Annotated in this window: 19 protein-coding genes; 1 reads left to right on the top strand and 18 read right to left on the bottom strand. The window is 65.3% G+C overall.

What is annotated here, in order from left to right:
- Positions 1-54 precede the first annotated feature (54 nt).
- The 13 genes from fliR to fliF form a co-directional block, all read right to left on the bottom strand.
- Entirely contained in the window at positions 55-930 is an 876-nt protein-coding gene (gene fliR, locus KT882_RS25015; RefSeq protein ID WP_228893577.1) for a flagellar biosynthetic protein FliR, read from the bottom strand.
- Between the two features lie 31 nt (positions 931-961).
- Entirely contained in the window at positions 962-1,231 is a 270-nt protein-coding gene (gene fliQ / locus KT882_RS25010; RefSeq protein WP_161073670.1) for a flagellar biosynthesis protein FliQ, read from the bottom strand.
- Between the two features lie 12 nt (positions 1,232-1,243).
- Positions 1,244-2,005, bottom strand: a complete 762-nt coding sequence (gene fliP, locus KT882_RS25005; protein WP_161073669.1) for a flagellar type III secretion system pore protein FliP — start codon at positions 2,003-2,005, stop codon at positions 1,244-1,246.
- Entirely contained in the window at positions 1,995-2,630 is a 636-nt protein-coding gene (fliO, locus tag KT882_RS25000; RefSeq protein ID WP_228893576.1) for a flagellar biosynthetic protein FliO, read from the bottom strand. The genes fliP and fliO overlap by 11 nt, the downstream gene beginning before the upstream one ends.
- Positions 2,627-3,046, bottom strand: coding sequence for a flagellar motor switch protein FliN (fliN, locus tag KT882_RS24995; protein ID WP_161073667.1), 420 nt, complete (start codon positions 3,044-3,046; stop codon positions 2,627-2,629). Before fliN ends, fliO begins: the two co-directional genes overlap by 4 nt.
- A 12-nt stretch (positions 3,047-3,058) precedes the next feature.
- Positions 3,059-4,039, bottom strand: a complete 981-nt coding sequence (gene fliM / locus KT882_RS24990) for a flagellar motor switch protein FliM (RefSeq protein ID WP_161073666.1) — start codon at positions 4,037-4,039, stop codon at positions 3,059-3,061.
- A 29-nt stretch (positions 4,040-4,068) separates the two neighbouring features.
- Entirely contained in the window at positions 4,069-4,566 is a 498-nt protein-coding gene (gene fliL / locus KT882_RS24985; protein ID WP_161073665.1) for a flagellar basal body-associated protein FliL, read from the bottom strand.
- A gap of 85 nt (positions 4,567-4,651) precedes the next feature.
- Positions 4,652-6,541: a flagellar hook-length control protein FliK gene (locus KT882_RS24980; RefSeq protein ID WP_161073664.1), complete on the bottom strand. Its 1,890-nt coding sequence runs from the start codon at positions 6,539-6,541 to the stop codon at positions 4,652-4,654.
- 20 nt (positions 6,542-6,561) lie between these two features.
- A complete protein-coding gene (gene fliJ / locus KT882_RS24975) occupies positions 6,562-7,002 on the bottom strand; it encodes a flagellar export protein FliJ (RefSeq protein ID WP_161073663.1) in 441 nt (146 codons plus the stop codon).
- 35 nt (positions 7,003-7,037) lie between these two features.
- Positions 7,038-8,444: a flagellar protein export ATPase FliI gene (gene fliI, locus KT882_RS24970; protein ID WP_161073662.1), complete on the bottom strand. Its 1,407-nt coding sequence runs from the start codon at positions 8,442-8,444 to the stop codon at positions 7,038-7,040.
- A 1-nt stretch (position 8,445) separates the two neighbouring features.
- Positions 8,446-9,195, bottom strand: coding sequence for a flagellar assembly protein FliH (locus tag KT882_RS24965; protein WP_228893575.1), 750 nt, complete (start codon positions 9,193-9,195; stop codon positions 8,446-8,448).
- Positions 9,196-9,209: 14 nt separating this feature from the next.
- A complete protein-coding gene (gene fliG, locus KT882_RS24960; protein WP_057157557.1) occupies positions 9,210-10,208 on the bottom strand; it encodes a flagellar motor switch protein FliG in 999 nt (332 codons plus the stop codon).
- Positions 10,201-11,940, bottom strand: a complete 1,740-nt coding sequence (gene fliF / locus KT882_RS24955) for a flagellar basal-body MS-ring/collar protein FliF (RefSeq protein ID WP_228893574.1) — start codon at positions 11,938-11,940, stop codon at positions 10,201-10,203. The genes fliG and fliF overlap by 8 nt, the downstream gene beginning before the upstream one ends.
- A gap of 236 nt (positions 11,941-12,176) precedes the next feature.
- Here fliF and fliE point away from each other — a divergent pair, with 236 nt between their 5' ends.
- Positions 12,177-12,524 carry a flagellar hook-basal body complex protein FliE gene (fliE, locus tag KT882_RS24950; protein WP_161073659.1) on the top strand — a complete coding sequence of 116 codons (348 nt, stop codon included), beginning with the start codon at positions 12,177-12,179 and terminating at the stop codon, positions 12,522-12,524.
- Between the two features lie 20 nt (positions 12,525-12,544).
- On the opposite strand, the gene KT882_RS24945 is transcribed toward fliE, so the two are convergent.
- From KT882_RS24945 to fliK, 5 genes are all read right to left on the bottom strand, one after another.
- On the bottom strand, positions 12,545-13,165 hold the full coding sequence (locus tag KT882_RS24945) for a PEP-CTERM sorting domain-containing protein (RefSeq protein ID WP_161073658.1): 621 nt from the start codon (positions 13,163-13,165) through the stop codon (positions 12,545-12,547).
- Between the two features lie 12 nt (positions 13,166-13,177).
- Positions 13,178-14,935, bottom strand: coding sequence for a TolB family protein (locus KT882_RS24940; protein ID WP_228893573.1), 1,758 nt, complete (start codon positions 14,933-14,935; stop codon positions 13,178-13,180).
- A 106-nt stretch (positions 14,936-15,041) separates the two neighbouring features.
- The gene (locus tag KT882_RS24935) at positions 15,042-15,803 is read right to left on the bottom strand and encodes a flagellar brake protein (RefSeq protein ID WP_161073656.1); all 762 of its coding nucleotides are present in this window, start codon (positions 15,801-15,803) and stop codon (positions 15,042-15,044) included.
- Positions 15,803-16,144: an EscU/YscU/HrcU family type III secretion system export apparatus switch protein gene (locus KT882_RS24930; protein ID WP_161073655.1), complete on the bottom strand. Its 342-nt coding sequence runs from the start codon at positions 16,142-16,144 to the stop codon at positions 15,803-15,805. The genes KT882_RS24935 and KT882_RS24930 overlap by 1 nt, the downstream gene beginning before the upstream one ends.
- The gene (gene fliK / locus KT882_RS24925; RefSeq protein WP_161073654.1) at positions 16,134-17,918 is read right to left on the bottom strand and encodes a flagellar hook-length control protein FliK; all 1,785 of its coding nucleotides are present in this window, start codon (positions 17,916-17,918) and stop codon (positions 16,134-16,136) included. Before fliK ends, KT882_RS24930 begins: the two co-directional genes overlap by 11 nt.
- Positions 17,919-17,924: the final 6 nt, after the last annotated feature.

Here is a 17,924-nt window from a genome sequence, read left to right as displayed (position 1 = left end):
AACCATGATACACCAGGACTTGCCCTAGGGAAATCAATTGATTGTAACCGTTGCCTAATTCTTGAGCGGTGTTTGCGGCGGCGCAACACGCGGAATGGCGCCCGGCGCCAGCCGCTGCGGAGGCGGCGCCGGGGGCGGAATGTCGCGCGCCGCCCAGCTGCGCGGGAACTGCCGCGCGCTCTCTATGCCTTGCAGGAACAGCTTCTGCAGCGGGGTCGCCATATAGGGCAGCGTCATGGCCAGCACCAGGAAACCGATGCCCAGCGTAATCGGAAAACCGATGCCGAACAGGTTCAGCTGGGGCGCCGCCCGGGTCAGTATGCCTAATGCAATGTTGGTAATTAGCAACGCGGCAACTATGGGCAGCGCCAGCTGCATGCCGGCGCTGAAAATCCGGGCGCCCCAGTCCGCCATATGCTTGAAACCGCCGCCGCTGACCGGGATGCCGGAGATGGGCAGGGTCTGGAAGCTTTCGGCCAGCGCAGAGAGCAGCACCAGGTGGCCGTTGACGGACAAGAATGCCAAAGTGGCAACCAGGGCCAGGAACTGGCTGATGGCCGACGAGCGGCCCTGGGTGTTGGGGTCGAAGAAGGTAGCGAAGCCCAGGCCCATGGTCAGGCTGCTGATCTCGCCAGCCATCTCGATGGCGGCGAACACGATGCGCAGCGTGAAGCCCATGGCCGCGCCGACCAGCAGTTCCTGCACCACGATCAGCAGCCCGGCGTAGGACATGGGGTCGGCAGCAGGCAGCGCCGGCACGGTCGGGGCGATAATCATGGCCAGCATCACGCCCAGCGCCACCTTGACGGTGGTGGGCACGCTGCGGTTGCCGAACACGGGCGCAGCGGAGATCAGGCCGAGTATCCGCGTGAGCGGCCACAGCAGAGAGGCGATCCATGTATTGATATCGGCACTCGAGAGCGTAATCATGAGCCCGCCGCCGTGCTATTTTTTTGCAGCACTAATTCACCAGGCCGGGAATGCCGGTAAACACGCTGCGCATATAGTCCAGCATGACCGACAGCATCCACGGCCCGGCCACCACCAGGGCCACGAAGATGCCCACCAGCTTGGGTATGAAGGACAGCGTGGCCTCGTTGATCTGGGTGGCGGCCTGGAAGATGGACACCACCAGGCCGATCACCAGCGCCACCAGCAGCATGGGGGCGGCGACCATCAGCGTCACCTCCATGGCGACGCGGCCCATCGTCATGACGCTTTCGGGTGTCATGGGCGCTCCTTATCAGTAAAAACTCTGGGCCAGCGAGCCGATCAGCAGCTGCCAGCCGTCCACCAGCACGAACAGCATCAGCTTGAAGGGCAGGGAGATGACGGCGGGCGACATCATCATCATCCCCATCGACATCAGCACCGAAGCCACCACCATGTCGATGATGAGGAAGGGGATGAAGATGGCAAAGCCGATCTGGAAGGCGGTTTTCAGCTCGCTGGTGACGAAGGCGGGAATCAGCACGCGCAGCGGCACGTCCTCCGGCCCCTGCAGCGCGGGCGTGCGCGAGAGCTTGACGAACAGGGCCAGGTCGGCCTGCCGGGTTTGCTTGAGCATAAAGGACTTGAGCGGGGCCGAGCCCTTTTCCAGCGCCTGCTGCATGGTGATCTTGCTTTCCTGCAGCGGCAGATAGGCTTCGCTGTAGATCTTGTCGAACACCGGGCCCATGACGAACAGGGTCAGGAACAGGGCCAGGCCCACCATCACCTGGTTGGGCGGCGCCGACTGGGTGCCCATGGCCTGGCGCAGCAGCGACAGCACAATGATGATGCGGGTGAAGCCGGTCATCATCAGCAGCGCGGCCGGGATGAAGGTCAGCGCCGTCATCAGGATCAGCGTCTGCAGCGACAGCCCGTAGTTGGTGCCGCCGCCGCCGGCCGGGGTGCTGGTGAAGGCGGGGATGGTCGGGTCGGCGCCGGCCAGCAGCGGCACGGCCGCCAGGCCCGCCGCGAGCAGGCACTTCAGGATGGCGGTCTTGCCTTGCTTATTTGCCATTACGTTTTTCTATAGTCTGTTTGAACCACTCGGCAAAGTTGGCGCCGGGCAGGGCGGCGCCCGCCTGCGCGTCCAGGCCGGCCGCGCCTTCCTGGCGCGGCAGCGTGGCCAGCGCGTTCATGCGGCCGGGCGAGGCGCCCACGACGATCCATTGTTCGCCCACTTCCACCACCAGGATGCGCTCGCGCGCACCCACGCTCAGCGCGCCCACCAGCTTGACGTTGGCGCCGCCGGTGATGGTTTTCGGGCCGAAGCGCTTGAGTAGCCAGGCCAGGCCGACCAGCAGGCCCAGCACCAGGATCAGCGAGAAGATGGTGGTCAGCAGGCTGCCGGTGGCGGTGGGGGCCAGCGCCGGGTCGATGGCGGGGGCCGGGGCGGCGGCAGGGGCAGGGCGGGCGCCGGCCAGTGCGGCCTGCTGTTCCGGCGTGGCGGCCGGGGCCGGGGCGACGGAGGCCTCGGGAGCGGCGGCAGGAACTGGAGCAGAGGCGGCCGGAGCGGCGGCTGGGGCGGCCGCCACGGGCGGGCTGGCCGAAGAAATCGAACCGGAGGCGGTTTGCGCCGCCAGCGCCGGCGCGCCGGCCAGGGCCAGCGCCGCCAGCAGGGCAAACGGGAATGCAGGCTTCATTTATTCAGTTTTCGGATGCGTTCGGAAGGCGTAATGATGTCGGTCAGGCGGATACCGAACTTGTCGTTCACCACCACCACCTCGCCCTGGGCGATCAGGCAGCCGTTCACCAGCACGTCCATCGGCTCGCCGGCCAGGCCGTCCAGCTCCACCACCGAGCCCTGCGCCAGTTGCAGCAGGTTCTTGATGGCGATCTTGGTGCGGCCCAGTTCCACCGTCAGCTGGACCGGAATATCGAGGATGAAATCGATATCGTTGTGCGTTTCGGTTTTCGACGGCTGCTTGGAAAAGTCCTGGAACACAGCGGCCTGCGCGGCTTGCTGGTTCTGCAATGCATCGGCTTCCGCCTTGGCCTGTTCGGCGATCGCGGCGCCCCAATCATCATCCAGGCTTTGATCGTCTTGATTATCCGACATGTTTCTCTCCAGTTATTTCGTATTATCGGTGTTCGCCAGCAGTTTCTCTACTTTTAGCGCGTATTGTCCGTTCAGCACGCCGTAGGTGCAGTCCAGCACCGGCACGCCGTCCACCGTGGCTTCTATGCTTTCCGGTATCGTCAGCGGAATGATGTCGCCCACCCGCATGTTGAGGATTTCGTCGAACGACACCTTGGCCGTGCCCAGGCGCGCAATCAGCTCCACCTCGGCAATCTGGATCTGCTGCGTCATCAAACGGATCCAGCGCTTGTCCACTTCCAGCGCTTCGCCCTGCAGCGAGGAGGTCAGCGCGTCGCGGATAGGCTCGATCATCGAGTACGGCATGCAGAAGTGGATCTGGCCCGACACCGAACCCAGCTCCACCGTGAAGGTGGACGCCACCACCACCTCGTTCGGCGTGGCGATATTGGCGAACTGGGTGTTCATTTCCGAGCGGATGTATTCGAACTCGACCGGATACACCGGCTCCCAGGACTTGGTGTAGGCCTCGAACACAATGTCCAGGATGCGCAGGATGATGCGCTGTTCGGTCTGCGTAAAGTCGCGGCCCTCGACCCGGGTGTGGAAGCGGCCGTCGCCGCCGAACAGATTGTCCACCAGCAGGAACACCAGGCCCGGATCGAACACCATCAGCGCGGTGCCGCGCAGTGGCTTCATGTGCACCAGGTTCAGATTGGTGGGCACCACCAGGTTGCGGATGAATTCGCTGTACTTGGACACCCGCACCGAACCCACCGACACCTCGGCGCTGCGGCGCAGGAAGTTGAACAGGCCCACGCGCAGCAGGCGGGCAAAACGCTCGTTGATGATCTCGAGCGTCGGCATCCGGCCCCGGACGATGCGCTCCTGGGTCGCCAGGTTATAGGTTCTGACTCCCGCGACTTCTTCCGGCGCCGCAGCGTCGTCCTGGTCGCCATTGACACCCTTTAAAAGGGCATCAACTTCTTCCTGGGAGAGAAAATTATCAGCCATGGCTTTCTGCTTGCTTGATTGCTAAGTAATTACTGAATAATGAAGGAAGTGAACAGCACTTCCGTCACATCCTGTTGCGGGCCGCGGTCCTCGAAGGGCGCGCGCACCTGTTCCATGATCTCGGCGCTGAGCTGCTGCTTGCCTTCGGGCGTGTTGATCTCGGACGCCTTCTTGCTCGACAACAGCAGCAGCAAACGGCTGCGGACCTTGGGCATATTGTTCTTGATGACTTCCACTTCCTCCAGGCCGCTGACCTGCAGCGTGAACGCCAGCTGCAGATACTGCTCGCCGTTTTCCGGCTGCAGATTGACGGTGAAGGGCTCTATCGTCACATAGACCGGCGGACCCGCCTTGGCGGGGGCCGACTTCTTGTGCTTGGCCGGCGCTTCCTCGCCGCCGCCGCCCTTGAGCATGAACCACGCGCCGCCGCCGCCGGCAGCCGCCAGCAGCGCCACGACGCTGATGATCAGGACCAGCTTCTTGGAGTTGGCCGGAGCGGCAGCCTCAGCTTTAGGTTCCGCTTTCAATTTTGGATTCGCTTTCAAAGTTACCCTTGCAGCTAAAGTGGATCATGCCGCCATTATGGCACGCAATGCGTGCCGCTCAGAATGCTCAGGCGAAGGTATCGACCATGCCGCGCGGACGCTGGCGTGGAGGAGGCGCCACCGGCGCGGCATCGCCGCCGCCGTCGTTGCCGCCGCCGCCGGAGCCCCTGCCGCTGCGGCCGCTGTCCTGTTGCGCAGCGCCGGCCTGGGCGGAGCCGTTGTTTTGATCCGACATGCCGGCCGAGACGGTGGCGTTGCCCAGCTGGATGCCGGCGTCGGCCATCATTTCACGCAGGCGCGGCATGGCCGCCTCCAGCGCGGCGCGCACTTCCGGCTGGGCCGAGCTGAAGCTGGCGCTGGCCGAGTCGTTCGACACGTTCAGCACCACTTGCAGCGGGCCGAGGTCGGGCGGATTCAGTTCCAGCGTGGCGCTCTGTTCGCCGCCGGCCGCCATCCAGACCACCTTCTGGCCCACCTGCTGGTCCCAGGCGGCGGTGCCGACGCGGGCCTGCAGCTGATTGCTGGCCACGGCGTTGGCCGCTTGCGCGGTGGCCAATTGGGCTTGCGCGGCTGGCGCGATCACGGTGGGCGCCGGCGCGGCTTCCTTCAGGGCGGCGGCGAAGTCCGCTTTCACGTTGCGCGCGGCGGCTGCCTGGACATCGGTGTCGGGCTGGGCGCGGGCGGCCAAGGCCGGGCCGCCATCCTGCGCGGCGGCTTGCGTGCCGGCGCCTGCTGCACCAGCCGCGCCGCCTGCTGCACCGCCCGTTGCTTGCAGCGCCTGCTCGCCGCTATCTTTGGGGCCGGCGCCATGCGCTGCGGCATCGGCCGCTGGAGCTGGGATGTCGGACAGGCTGAACAGGGACGGCAGGGGAGCGGATTCCGCCCCCGAGTCTGCCGTAGTGTTGCTGGCCGGGCCAGTCGCAGCGCCGGTAGCTGGGGGCGCCACCGAGTTCTTCGCTGCAGCCGTTGCGGCGGCGTTTGCGGGCACACCCGCCGCCGCGTTTGCCGCTGCGCCGGCTGCCGTCGCTGCACCTGCCGCGCTGGCGGCGCCCTGCGCCTGGCCGCTGGCCTGTGGATTCTGTTTCTCCGCAGCCTGGGCTGCCGCGTCCAGCGCGGCCTGGAAGGCGGCGTCCGGCGCTGCCGGGGCGGCGGCGCTGTTGGCGGTTTCGCTGTCCAGCGCGGCCGCAGCGGATGCGGCGTTTGCTGCATCCGCCGCCTTGCCCTCAACGTCGGCGTCCGGCTGCAGGCCAGCCAGCGCGTCGGCCGCCTGGTCCTGCCGGCCCGGCAGCGATGACAGGGATGCCTTGGCTGCGCTGGCATCGCCGTCTGCCGCGCTGGCCGAAGCCGGTGCAGGCTGGTTGAAGGCCGCCATCAGGGCCAGCATGGCGGCCATCGGGTCGGCGGCTTGCGCTGCTGCGGCATCGGAAGCGCCTTGCGTGGCTGCATCTGCGGCGTCGGTGGCGTCATTGGATGCGTGGTCCGCCGTTTCGGCGCCGTTGCCACCGCCGGTGTGGCTGGCGCCGGCGCTGGCGTCTTGCACGCCCGCGTTGGCGGCGGTAGCGGCCGGCGCGGCTGCGGTGCCGGCATTGTTGTCGGCTGCCTGGGCGGCGTTGCCGCCGGCCTGCTTGCTGCCCTCGGCGGACGGACTGGCCGGTGCGCGCTCGGTTTTCGGCGCGGCGGCAGCTTTGGGCTGGTCGGCGGCGCGCGCCTGCTGCTGGCTGGGCGTGGCGGGACGTGCGGCGTTCTGCGCCGGCTGCGCGCTCCTGGCCTGGCTGGCGCGGCTGGGCTGCGCCGACGCGGCGGCCGGTGCGGCAGGGCGGACATAAGCCTGGCGCTCGATCTGGCGCGTCAATGCCTGCATGAACTGGTTGTCCGGCGCCGAAGACGTGGCTTTGGCCGCCTGCGCGCTGGCGTTCGCGCCGGTGCCGGTGGTGGTCGTGATGAGCGGTGTCTGCATGATGGTGCCGTATGGTGAGATCAACGTTTATAGAATGCTTGCCTTGCGGCGTGTTCGTCCATGGCCTTCTGGTCGCGCTTGGCTTCCTGCTTGAGCGCCTGCGCCTGCGCGCGGTCGTTCAGCGTGGAGTAGGACATGCGCTTGCGCTCCGCCTCCTGCCAGTTGCGTTTCTCCTGCTCGCTCTTGCGCTGGCTGTGGCGCAACACTTCTTCCTGCCCCTTGATCGCCGTTTCAAGCTTTTCCATAAACGCCTGGAAATTGCGGTACGCCATGGGCGTGATGCCGGCCTGCTGGCTTGCCTCGAAGCGCCGGCCGTATTCATCGCGGTAGCCGGTCAGCATGGTCAGCTTTTCCTCGGCGTCCGCCACCGCCTTCAGGGTCATGCCCAGGCGCTTGGCCGCGTCGTCGGTTTCCCGGCGTGCCAGTTCGATCAGTGTTTCAAGTTGAGATTGTGATGCCATGATGGTTCATTATAGGCGTCAGGCTCGGCTGTCAATCAGTCGAACAGAGCGGACAATTGCCCCAAACTCTCCAGCATGTCCACGCGCTCGGTGATCTGCTGCTGCAGGAAATTCTCGATACGGTCATGCAAGTTGATGGCCTGGTCCAGCACCGGGTCGCTGCCCGGGCTGTAGGCGCCCACGGCGATCAGGTCGCGGCTGCGCTCGTAGCGCGAAAACAGCTGCTTCAGGTGGCGCGAGCGGGTCTGGTGCTCGTGCGAGGTGATGGAGTGCATGGCGCGGCTGATCGACTGTTCGATGTCGATGGCGGGGTAGTGGCCCGCCTCGGCCAGGCGCCGGTTCAGCACGATGTGGCCGTCCAGGATGGCGCGCGCCGAGTCGGCGATCGGGTCCTGCTGGTCGTCGCCCTCGGTCAGCACGGTGTAGAAGGCGGTGATCGAGCCGCCGCCCATCTCGCCGTTGCCGGCGCGTTCGACCAGGATGGGCAGCTTGGCGAATACGGAAGGCGGATAGCCCTTGGTGGCCGGCGGCTCGCCGATGGCCAGCGCGATCTCGCGCTGCGCCATGGCGTAGCGGGTCAGCGAGTCCATAATCAGCAGCACGTTCTGGCCCTGGTCGCGGAAATACTCGGCAATGGCGGTGGAGTAGGCCGCGCCCTGCATGCGCATCAGCGGCGGCGTGTCGGCCGGGGCCGCCACCACCACGGAGCGTGCCAGGCCTTCCTCGCCCAGGATCTGCTCGATGAATTCCTTTACTTCCCGGCCCCGCTCGCCGATCAGGCCCACCACGATCACGTCGGCCTCGGTGTAGCGCGCCATCATGCCCAGCAGCACGGACTTGCCGACGCCGGAACCGGCGAACAGGCCCATGCGCTGGCCGCGCCCCACGGTCAGCATGGCGTTGATGGAGCGCACGCCCACGTCCAGCGTTTCCACGATGGGCGCGCGGCCCAGCGGATTGGCCGGGCGCACATTGATGGGCGCACTTTCGGTGGTGTGCAGCGGCCCCAGGTTGTCCAGCGGGCGGCCGGCGCCGTCCAGCACGCGGCCCAGCAGTTCGGGGCCGACCGGCAGGTGGCGCGCGCGGTCGCTGGGGCGGCGGCGCGGGTGGGCCACGCTGCCGGGCTTGGGGATGGTCGGTTCGATCGGAAACACGCGGGTGCCGGGCACGATGCCTTCGACGTCGCTTTGCGGCATCAGGAACAGGCGGTCGCCCTCGAAGCCCACCACCTCGGCCTCCACCTTGCCGCCGGACGGCAGCGGCACGGTGCAGGCGGCGCCCACGGCCAGGCGCAGGCCCACCGCTTCCATGACCAGCCCGGCCACGCGCGTGACGCGGCCCGACACTTGCATCGGTTCGACGAATTCGGTCAGCGCGGCGCAGTCGTTCAGGTAGGCGCGCCAGCGGCCGGCGTGCGGGGAGGCTGTGACGGGGGCGTCCATATCAGTCCAGCCAGCCCACGTCTTTGCCCAGCGCGTGGGTCAGGCGCTGCCAGCGGGCGGACGCCTGGGCGTCGATCTGGTTGCTGGCGGTATCGATCTTGCAGCCGCCGCGTTCGATCAGGGCGTCCTCGATCACGCGCCAGCCGCCCTTGTCCAGCTCCTCGCCTATGCCCTCGCGCACGGTTTTCGCGTCGTCCGGATTGAGCATCAGCAGCGCGGGCTGCTGCAGCACCGGCAGGTATTCGATGGCTTCGCGCACGATGGGCAGGATCAGCTCGGGCTTGACCTGCAGCGCCTGCTTGAGCATGCCCTTGGCCAGTTGCAGCGCCAGTTCCAGCACGTCGGCCGCGATCAGCTGGTCGGCGTCCTGCAGGGCGGCGCTGAAGTTGCCCGCCATTTCGCGCAGCGGCGCCAGTTCCAGGTCGGTCGCTTCCTTGCCCAGCGCAATGGCGTCGGCGTGGCCTTCGGCGTGGCCGGCCGCATAGCCCTTGTCGTAGCCGTCGATGCGGGCCTGCTCGCGGATGGCGGCCAGTTCTTCCTCGGTCGGGTATTCGGGCGGCGGCGGTTCCGGCTCCAGGTATTGCTCGTCCTCCAGGCCGGCTTCCGGCTCCGCTTCAGGCGGCGGCGCGAGCGCGGCCAGCGCGGCCGCCTCGACTTCGCGCGCGGCCACGGCGCTGGGGCGGAAGTCGCCAAAGGACTTCATTTCCCAGCGCTGGAAAGCGGTTTGCTGTTCTTTCGGTATATGTGCCATGTAACTCTATCAACTTAGACGAAGGAATCTTCGCCTTTTCCGCCCAGCACGATCTGGCCTTCGTCCGCCAGGCGGCGCACGATCTGCAGGATCTGCTTCTGCTGCGTTTCCACTTCGGACAGGCGCACCGGTCCTTTCGATTCCAGGTCTTCGCGCATCATTTCGCTGGCGCGCGCCGACATGTTCTTGAAGATCTTGTCGCGCAGGTCCTGCGAGGCGCCCTTGAGCGCGATAATCAGCATTTCCGACTGCACCTCGCGCAGCAGCAACTGGATGCCGCGGTCGTCGATGTCGATCAGGTTGTCGAACACGAACATCTCGTCCATGATCTTCTGCGCCATGTCGTTGTCGTAGTTCTTGATGTTGTCCATCACCGAGTTTTCCTGCTCGCCGCTCATGAAGTTCAGGATCTCGGCCGCCGCGCGCACGCCGCCCAGCGTCGATTTCTTGATGTTTTCATTGCCCGACAGCAGCTTGGTCAGCACGTCGTTCAGCTCGCGCAGCGCGGCCGGCTGCACGCCGTCCAGGGTGGCGATGCGCAGCACCGCGTCGTTGCGCAGGCGGTCGGTGAAGTGTCCCAGGATTTCGCAGGCCTGGTCGCGCTCCAGGTGGACCAGGATGGTGGCGATGATCTGCGGGTGCTCGTTGCGGATCAGCTCGGCCACCGACTGCGAGTCCATCCACTTCAGCGACTCGATGCCGGAGGCGTCCTTGCCGCCCAGGATGCGCGACAGCAGCACCGAGGCCTTGTCGTCGCCCAGCGCCTTGGTCAGCACCTGGCGGATGTATTCGTCCGAATCCAGGCCCACGGTGGAGGCGGCAGCGACCTGGTCGCGGAAATCGTCCAGGGTGTCGACCACTTGTTCGTGCGGCACGTTCTTCATGGTGGCCATGGCGGCGCCCAGCTTCAGCACCTCGCGCGGGCCGAGGAATTTCATCACCTCCGCCGCTTCGCTTTCGCCCATCGCCAGCATCAAGATGGCGGCCTTTTGCAGTCCGGTAGAATCAGTCATTTGCGCCTATCCATGCTTTGATGACGTTGGCGACGATGCGCGGATCGTCCGCAGCCAGTTTCTTCGCCAAGGCCAGGTTGTCGCGGTAAGTCCGCGCGGTACTTTCTTCCAGTTTAGCCATTTCCTCGGCCATGATCTCTTCCGGCGTCGGTCCCACGGGTTCCTCGATGACCGGCTCTTCCGGTTCAGGCTCGGGCTCGTTGATCTCGTCGATTTTCTTGAACACCGGCCGCATCATAGGACGCACGATGCGCAGCAGGATGTACAGCAGGATCAGCGCGGTGATCAGGAACTTGGCCAGCTCCTTGGCCAGCGGCAGGTTGGCCGGGTCGCGCCACCAGTCCATCGGCGCCTCGAAAGGCTTGTCCACGCCGTCGAAGGGGGCGTTGGCCACGCTCATCGAGTCGCCGCGCTCGGCGTTGTAGCCCATCGCTTCCTTGACCAGGCTGTTGATCTTGGCCATTTCCTCGGCCGTGTAGGGCTTGACCGTCACCTTGCCGGTCACCTTGTCGACTATGCGCCGGTAGTTCACCACCACGCCCACCGTCATGCGCTTCAGGCCCACCATGGCTTTCTGTTCGTAGCGCACGGTCTTGTCGACTTCGAAATTGGTGGTCGACTCCTTGTGGCTGGGGCCGTTGGCTGCGCCGCTGGCGGCCGTGCCGGCCGGCGTGCCGGGCGCGGGGGCGGCGCCGGGCGGATTGGTGGTCAGCGGCGCGGTGGCCGTGCCGGGAGGCTGGTTCGACAGGGCGCCCGGCACGCCGTTGGGATTGGCGTTGGCGCTGCCGTTGGTCTCGCTGCTTTGCTGGCTGCGGATGGCGGACGCTTCCGGCGGCGAGTTCGGCTTGTAGGACTCGGCGGCCTGTTCCACGGCGGCGAAATCCACGTCGGCCACCGCTTCGGCGCGCACATTGCCTTCGCCCACGATGGGCAGGATGATGGACTCGACCTGCTTGATGACCTGCTTCTGCAGTTCCTGCACGTATTTCAGCTGGCTGGCGTCCAGGCTCTTGTTGGTGCCGGCGGCGTTGTTCTTGTTGGTGTCCGACACCAGGTTGCCGGCCTGGTCCACCACCGTCACATTGGACGGCTGCAACTGCGGCACCGAGGAGGCCACCAGGTGCACGATGGCCTGCACGTGGGCCGGGTCGATCTGGCGGTTGGGGTGCAGGTTCAGCAGCACGGACGCGGTCGGTTTCTGCTGTTCGCGCACGAAGACGCTGTCTTTCGGCATGGCCAGGTGCACGCGGGCCGATTCCACCGCCGCCAGCGACTGGATGGAACGCGCCAGCTCGCCTTCCAGCGCGCGCTGGTAGTTCACCTGTTCCAGGAACTGGGACACGCCCAGTTTCTGGTTCTCCATCAGCTCGAAGCCGACGTTGCCGCCCTTGGGCAGGCCCTGCGCCGCCAGTTTCAGGCGCGCGTCGTGCACTTGCTCGGTCGGCACCAGGATGGCGGTGCCGCTTTCGGAAAACTTGTGCTTGACCTGCATCTGGTCCAGCGCGGCCGTGATGGCGCCGCCGTCGCGGTCGGTGTAGTTGGAGAACAGCACGCCGTAGGCCGGCGGCTGGTTCCACAGCCACAGCGCGGCCAGCACGGCCAGTACGGCGGCCACGCCGCCGCCTATCATGACATTCCTGCCCAGCGGCGTCTGGAAGAAGGGCGGCTTGGTCTCGGGCTGCGCCGTCTCCGCTGCTTCGTCGATGTCGATTTGTTCGGCTGCTGCTGCCATGGCTGATGTGTATTGGTTGGTTGAGCGGTTTGGATATAGGCCACTTGGGCCTGTTGCACATTATCGGCGCTGGGGGCTCTCTTCCATCGCGGGAAAAGCGGGCGGTTTACCGGCCTGCTTCCCGCAGCAACTTGCTATGCGGACAGGTATTCTGGCAGGACTGATCATTGCGCCGCCTATTGTAGCGCGGCGGCACCGCATGATTGTTCCGCGGCAGCAACAAAATTGGAGTTCATATGAAAACAAGCGGCTTGGGCATAGACAGCAGCAGGATACAAGCCATGATGGAGCAGTTGAAGGCGCACGCGGCCAAGCCGCAGGCGAGCGTGCCGGCCATCCAGACCGAGCAGCCGGCGGCCAAGGTCCAGTTCTCGGACGCGCTGAAGGACGCGCTGGACGCGGTGTCGGCCAGCCAGAGCAAGGCCGAAGCGCTGGGCAAGCGTTTCCAGATGGGGGACGACTCGGTCAGCTTGTCGGACGTGATGGTGTCCATGCAGAAATCGAGCATCAACTTCCAGGCCACCATCCAGGTGCGCAACAAGCTGGTGTCGGCCTACCACGACATCATGAATATGCAGGTGTAGGCCGACGGCTGATGCTTAAATCAGACGTTGCGCCTGCGCTTCAACGCAAGCACGGCCAAACCCATGCCCAGCAAGGCCAGCGACTGGGGTTCCGGTATCGGAACACCGGAACTGGCCTGGCGCACCAGCCAAACGCCACTGGCTGCGCTGCTTGATGTGACAAAATAGTCGTTGCGCAGCGCGGTGCCGTTAATTGCATAGTAGCCAACCATGCGGCTCAGTCCGTTATCGCTTAGCAAGGCACGCGATCCGTAGTATGCCGATCCATAGGTGGAACTCATGGTGTCGCTTAGCAGGGCAGTCAGTGCCTGCGCCTCCAGTATGTCCGCGCTGGCGGTGCTGATGGTGCTATTACTGGTGCTGAACGGCAAACCTGCGTTGCCCATCAAGTCATGTACCTGCGCGGCGGTGGCAAGCTGGAAACCGCTGAACGGCTGGCCTGCGCCGAGTAGCGCCGTTACCTGTTGCAAGGTCATGCCGTATGTCTGGGACAAGTCCAGCCACTCCAGCTTGGTGGCGGTATCGATGGTGAGCAAATTGTCGGTGCTTGTCTGCCACGCACCTGAGATCAGCGTTGCGTTGGCCGCGCCGGCTGCCAGGGCGAAGGCAAGCGCGGCGATACATCTCTTTCCAATTATCATATTTAACTCCAGTTATTGCGGTGCTTCGTCCGCCAGGTTCATGTTGTAGACGATGCTGTGGAGGCCATTGGCAACTGCTTCGAGCTGGTAGGGGCCGGGGCTTGGTATAAACAGGGAGGAGGCCCAGTTGCCTTGCGCGTCGGCCACGGCGCTCACCGAGATGAAGGCTGGGGCGCCATCGGTGCTGACGGTGATGAGTACGGTGGCGCCGGGGGCGGCGGTGCCTCGCAGGGGAATCGGCTCCGGGCTCCAGACGGTCGGCACGACGATGGTGGGAGGCCCGCTTTCGGTAATTGTGACAGTGACGCTGGCTACGGGCAGAAGGGTGTATTCAGGATCGCTGCTGGCGAGGCTGTGCGTCATGGTGCGGGTACGGGTGCCTTGGACGATGTCGTTGGCAGGTGCCTGGACGCTGACCGTTTGCGGCGTGTTCCAGTTCGACGGGGTGAACGTCAACTGCGAGCGCGCCACGCTTAGCTGTGCGTCTGGAGCCACGTTGACGGCGACATTGTCGGTGGGTTGTTGCAGCAACACGGCCTGGTAGGTGGCGCTGTTGCCTCCCTCTACCACGGTCACCGAAGCTGGTGCCACGGATACGCCGGTTGCGGTGCCGAAGTCAGTCAGCTGGATACGGGCAGCAGTCCCAAACGGAAGCAGCATACCGTCTGACGATACATAACGTCCGTCGCGGCTAGTGGAGGGATAATTGAAAGTGTACTCGTGAAAGCCTGCGGCGGGCACAGCACGTTTTGTTGTTCGTGTGGCGCGATCATATCGATAAAGGCTAATTACGTTTAATGGAGCGACGTAGCCCAAGAAACTCACGAAGCGCCCGTCTGCGCTGATGGTGACTCCACCTGGCCCTCCGGAGTGGCTGTTCACAGTAATAGGAGAGCTTGCACGTTCAGTTGTACCGGCCTTGCGGTCGCGCACGAACACATCACGCGTTCCGGTGATGTCTCCAGGAAGCGAATTCTGCGCGGACACGAATGCCAAAACGTTGCCGTCTGCGCTCATTGCCAAGCCTTGGGCCATGCCTTCGAATGCGTCGTCAATACCGCTCGTACGGTCATGCACCACCACTTCGGTCTTGCCGACACCGCGCACTTGTCCGATGTAGGCAACATAGCGACCATCATCGCTGATTTGGATAAATTGTGTGCCGAGAGTGTGTGTAGTGGTAACCGGCGAACTGGTGCCAGCAACCCGATCATATACATATATATTCGACTCAGTGCTGCCGGCGGCGAGGAGCGCGCGGTAGGCAACGTAGCGGCCATCCGCGCTGATGGTCAGTTGAGTAAACGCGGTGTTTGAAGCGTAGCCAATGAAGATAGGCTTGGTGATGTTGCTTATGCTGTCGTGGATAAAGAATCCCGTTTTACCATTGGGGACACCCATATCGGCCGCCAGTGAACGGAACGCCACGTAGCGCCCGTCCGCACTGAGCACCGGGCTGGCTGTCGCTGCGCCCGCTGATGGCTGTCCTGCCACCGTCAGATCAGCCTGGATATTCGTGCCTGTCGTTCGGTCGAGTATGTAAATATTTCCTCTCGCCGAACGAACGCTACTTACATAAGCGAGATATCGTCCGCTGCTACTGAGGGACGTAAAGCCGAGACTTCCACTGTTCGGCCCGCTTAGCGCTTCGGTTACTGGGACAGTCACAGCAGGCGGACTAGCCAACGCAAAGGATGAGGCCAATGCAAGTAATAAGCTTATTGAAGCCCGCCGATGGCCAATGGTATTTCTCGAAGGGGTATATTGCATTCAAACTCCTGCATTGTATTGTGGAAATAAATATTCCCAAAATGCACTTTTATACAGGAATGATGCCCTCGGAAAATGCGCAGATTGTCACTTTGCGCTAGATTAGTTAACCTAGGCCCGCGATGCGGGCGTTGCGCTCGCGTTCCAGCTTGGTGATGTAGCGCTGCACCGAGTTCAGCGCGCCGCGCGCCATGTCGGTGAACTGGCAGCCCAGGCGGCGGTTGGATTTATTGTTGAGCAGCGTCAGGTCCAGCGAGTTGCGGATTTGCAGGCTGGTCACGATGGGGCCGACTTCCGGCAGTTCGATGCGGCAGTCCGTGTACTGCTTGCCGATGCTGTCGCCCAGCAGCAGCTTGTTGTCGAGCATGGCGATGCCGCCGCAGCTGATGTCGGCCAGCGGGAAGCTGCTGCTGCCGCCGCCCAGCTCGGCCGGCAGCGGTATCACCACGCGCACCGGATTGCTGACCGGCGTGCTCATGCGGTAGTACTCGCGGCGCTGCAGGCGTATCAGCGCCTGCGGCAGGGCGATCTTCAGTGCCGGCGCGCCTTCGAAGGTGCATTTTTCCACCCGTTCGCTCTCGAACAGGATGCGGATCTTGTCCAGCGTGGTCTCGTAGGACAGCGACTTGGCGGCCAGGATGCGCTGGTTTTGTTCGGTGTTGATGGAGCAGTCGAGGATGACGGTGTTGTTGTCGGCGTCCACTTCCAGGATGGACGTGACGCAGACGTCCGCTTCGCCTTGCACCAGCATGCGGATCAGCTGGTTTTTCTCGCCGATGCTGCGCAGCAGCGCGATAATTTCCCTGCGCGACACTACCTCGAAGTCATGCCAGTTTTCCAGGTCCGCGTCTTGTCTGTTTGATTGCATTATTGTTCTTCTTGGTCTCTAAGTGGAGAGCTGGTATCCGGGGCCGGGGGCGGGGGCTGGCCGGATTTTTGCGCTGATTCAATATGATATAGCCACGCTAGTAGTTCCGCAATTGTGCGGTACAGCGCGGGGGGGATTTGTCGATCCAGATCAACATCCATTAGCAGAGACACAAGCTCCTTGGACTCGTGGATATGCACGCCGTGTTCGTTGGCAACGTGGATGATCTGTTCGGCCACCAGGCCGCGTCCCTTGGCCACCACTTTCGGGGCCGGAGAGTCGTTCTTGTAGGTCAGGGCGACGGCGCTTTGCAGCGGGCGGCGCGGGGCGTCATTCGCCATGGGCGTCTCCGGGCACGGCGTCCACCGCCGCCACGGCCGCGCCGTCCACGGCGGCGGCGCTGCCGCCTTCGGGTGCGATGCTCAGCGAGGCCAGCGGCGAGCCGGCCGCTTCCATGGCCAGCTGCAGCTGGCCGGACCAGGCGCGCAGCGTGGCCGCGCTGTCGTCGTCGCCGGTTTGCACCTGGATATGGACTTGCTCGCCCAGCAGCGTGACGGCGGCTGAAATGCGGCCCAGCAGCGGCAGGCGGAAGCGCACGCCGCTGCGCCACACCGCTTCATTGTCCCGGCCTTCCTCCTGGCCTTGCTGGCTGTGCTGGCCGCCGTCGCGCTGGTCGCGCTGGATTTCCCATTGCATGGGCTGGCCCGGCCAGGCCTGGCCGTTCCACTGCACGCGCTGCTGCTCGTGGGCGTGCAGCTGCTGGTTGATCAGCTGCGCCGCGCTCAGGTCCGGGCTGGACAGGGCGGCGCGGGCCAGGGTTTCGCTGGTCTGCGGGCCGCCTTGCGCGGCGGGTGCGTGGAGGCGCTGGTTCTGCGGCTCGCGCATCAGTTCCTGCAGCGGGCGTTTGCCTTCGGCCCATTCGGCCACGTGGGATTCGTAGAACAGGCCGCTTTCGCCCAGCGCGCTTTTCAGGTTGTGGGCCAGCTGCTCGGCGTCCGGCACGCCGGCCGACACCAGCGGCGTCTTGCCGTTGATGGTGGCGGGCACGCCGGGGCCGTTATAGGCCGTGGCCAGCGCGCTGGCGATGGTGCGGGCGGCTGAACTGAGCGTGGCGGCGGGGGCGTCGCGGCCCAGCTCCGGCAATTGGTCGGCCGGTGTGAGCGGCGCGCGGCCCAGCAGGGTGGCGGCCAGGCTTTGCGGACGCACTTGCCCGGCCGGCGCGGCATTGCCGGACTGGCCTGCCGGCACTGAACCGGCTGCGCCGGCGGCCGCCTGCGCAGCGGCTTGCGCTGCTGCCTGTGCCGCTGTCTGCGTGGCGGTTTGGGCGGAGGACTGGGGCAGGGCTTGCTGAGGAGCTTGGCTCTGAACCTGGCCCTGGACTTGGGCTTGCGCCTGAGCTTGTGCGTTTGCCAGGGCTGCTGCCTGCGGATTGGCCTGCGGGGCGGCGGCGCCCGCTTGTCCAGGCAGGCCGGCCTGGGCGGCAGCATTGGTGGCTGGATTCGCTGCCGGATTCGTTGCTACATTCGCTGGGTTGCCCGCCGCATTGGCAGTGCCGCTTGGCGTGCCGGCGGCGTTGCCGGGCAAGCCGGCCTGTCCTTCCGTGCCCGGCAGGCCACCCGCCGCTGCGCCGGGCTGGGCAGCCGCTCCCTGGCCAGTAGCGGCGCCGTTTTGCCCGGCGGGCGTGCCGGGCTGGCGGCCGGACAGCGTGGTGGTGTCCTGCGAGGGCAGGCGGCCCTGCGTGGTGGCGGTATCGGGATGGTCGCCGGGCGGCAGGCCGGCTTCGGTGTAGAGCTGGGTGGCCTGGCCGCCTTGCGCGCCAGTGCCGACCTGGAAAGTGGGCCGGGGCGTGACCGTGAGCAGGGTGAGCGGCACTTCGGCGCCCACTTGCGCGCCGCCCGGCAGCAGCATGCGGGCCGAGTTGCCCGCCACCCGCACCAGGTAGCTGCCGTCGTCATACTTGGACAGCACTTCGCCCTTCAGCGGCTGGCCCACCAGCCCGCTGAGCGCGCGCTGCAAGCCAGCCTGGCGCGCGTCGCTGACGGGGATGGCGGCCGGCGCGGGCGACACGGCGCCGACAGGCCTGACGCCGGCGGCGTCCAGACGTGGCGGCAACATGGGCTG

The sequence above is a fragment of the Pseudoduganella aquatica genome (genome assembly GCF_020865585.1).
GTDB classification, from domain to species: Bacteria; Pseudomonadota; Gammaproteobacteria; order Burkholderiales; family Burkholderiaceae_D; genus Rugamonas; species Rugamonas aquatica_A.
Note: the sequence above shows the minus strand (reverse complement) of the source record. Positions and strands in the feature narration are given on the sequence as shown.

Excerpts from the sequence above, each read along its gene's own strand:
- fliO (WP_228893576.1), bottom strand. The coding sequence starts at position 2,630 with ATGAAGCCTGCATTCCCGTTTGCCCTGCTGGCGGCGCTGGCCCTGGCC.
- KT882_RS24945 (WP_161073658.1), bottom strand. The coding sequence starts at position 13,165 with ATGATAATTGGAAAGAGATGTATCGCCGCGCTTGCCTTCGCCCTGGCA.
- fliM (WP_161073666.1), bottom strand. The coding sequence starts at position 4,039 with ATGGCTGATAATTTTCTCTCCCAGGAAGAAGTTGATGCCCTTTTAAAG.
- fliF (WP_228893574.1), bottom strand. The coding sequence starts at position 11,940 with ATGGCAGCAGCAGCCGAACAAATCGACATCGACGAAGCAGCGGAGACG.
- KT882_RS24965 (WP_228893575.1), bottom strand. The coding sequence starts at position 9,195 with ATGGCACATATACCGAAAGAACAGCAAACCGCTTTCCAGCGCTGGGAA.
- KT882_RS24980 (WP_161073664.1), bottom strand. The coding sequence starts at position 6,541 with ATGCAGACACCGCTCATCACGACCACCACCGGCACCGGCGCGAACGCC.
- fliI (WP_161073662.1), bottom strand. The coding sequence starts at position 8,444 with ATGGACGCCCCCGTCACAGCCTCCCCGCACGCCGGCCGCTGGCGCGCC.
- fliG (WP_057157557.1), bottom strand. The coding sequence starts at position 10,208 with ATGACTGATTCTACCGGACTGCAAAAGGCCGCCATCTTGATGCTGGCG.
- fliP (WP_161073669.1), bottom strand. The coding sequence starts at position 2,005 with ATGGCAAATAAGCAAGGCAAGACCGCCATCCTGAAGTGCCTGCTCGCG.
- fliN (WP_161073667.1), bottom strand. The coding sequence starts at position 3,046 with ATGTCGGATAATCAAGACGATCAAAGCCTGGATGATGATTGGGGCGCC.
- KT882_RS24930 (WP_161073655.1), bottom strand. The coding sequence starts at position 16,144 with ATGGCGAATGACGCCCCGCGCCGCCCGCTGCAAAGCGCCGTCGCCCTG.
- fliR (WP_228893577.1), bottom strand. The coding sequence starts at position 930 with ATGATTACGCTCTCGAGTGCCGATATCAATACATGGATCGCCTCTCTG.
- fliQ (WP_161073670.1), bottom strand. The coding sequence starts at position 1,231 with ATGACACCCGAAAGCGTCATGACGATGGGCCGCGTCGCCATGGAGGTG.
- KT882_RS24940 (WP_228893573.1), bottom strand. The coding sequence starts at position 14,935 with ATGCAATATACCCCTTCGAGAAATACCATTGGCCATCGGCGGGCTTCA.
- KT882_RS24935 (WP_161073656.1), bottom strand. The coding sequence starts at position 15,803 with ATGCAATCAAACAGACAAGACGCGGACCTGGAAAACTGGCATGACTTC.
- fliJ (WP_161073663.1), bottom strand. The coding sequence starts at position 7,002 with ATGGCATCACAATCTCAACTTGAAACACTGATCGAACTGGCACGCCGG.
- fliE (WP_161073659.1), top strand. The coding sequence starts at position 12,177 with ATGAAAACAAGCGGCTTGGGCATAGACAGCAGCAGGATACAAGCCATG.
- fliK (WP_161073654.1), bottom strand. The coding sequence starts at position 17,918 with ATGTTGCCGCCACGTCTGGACGCCGCCGGCGTCAGGCCTGTCGGCGCC.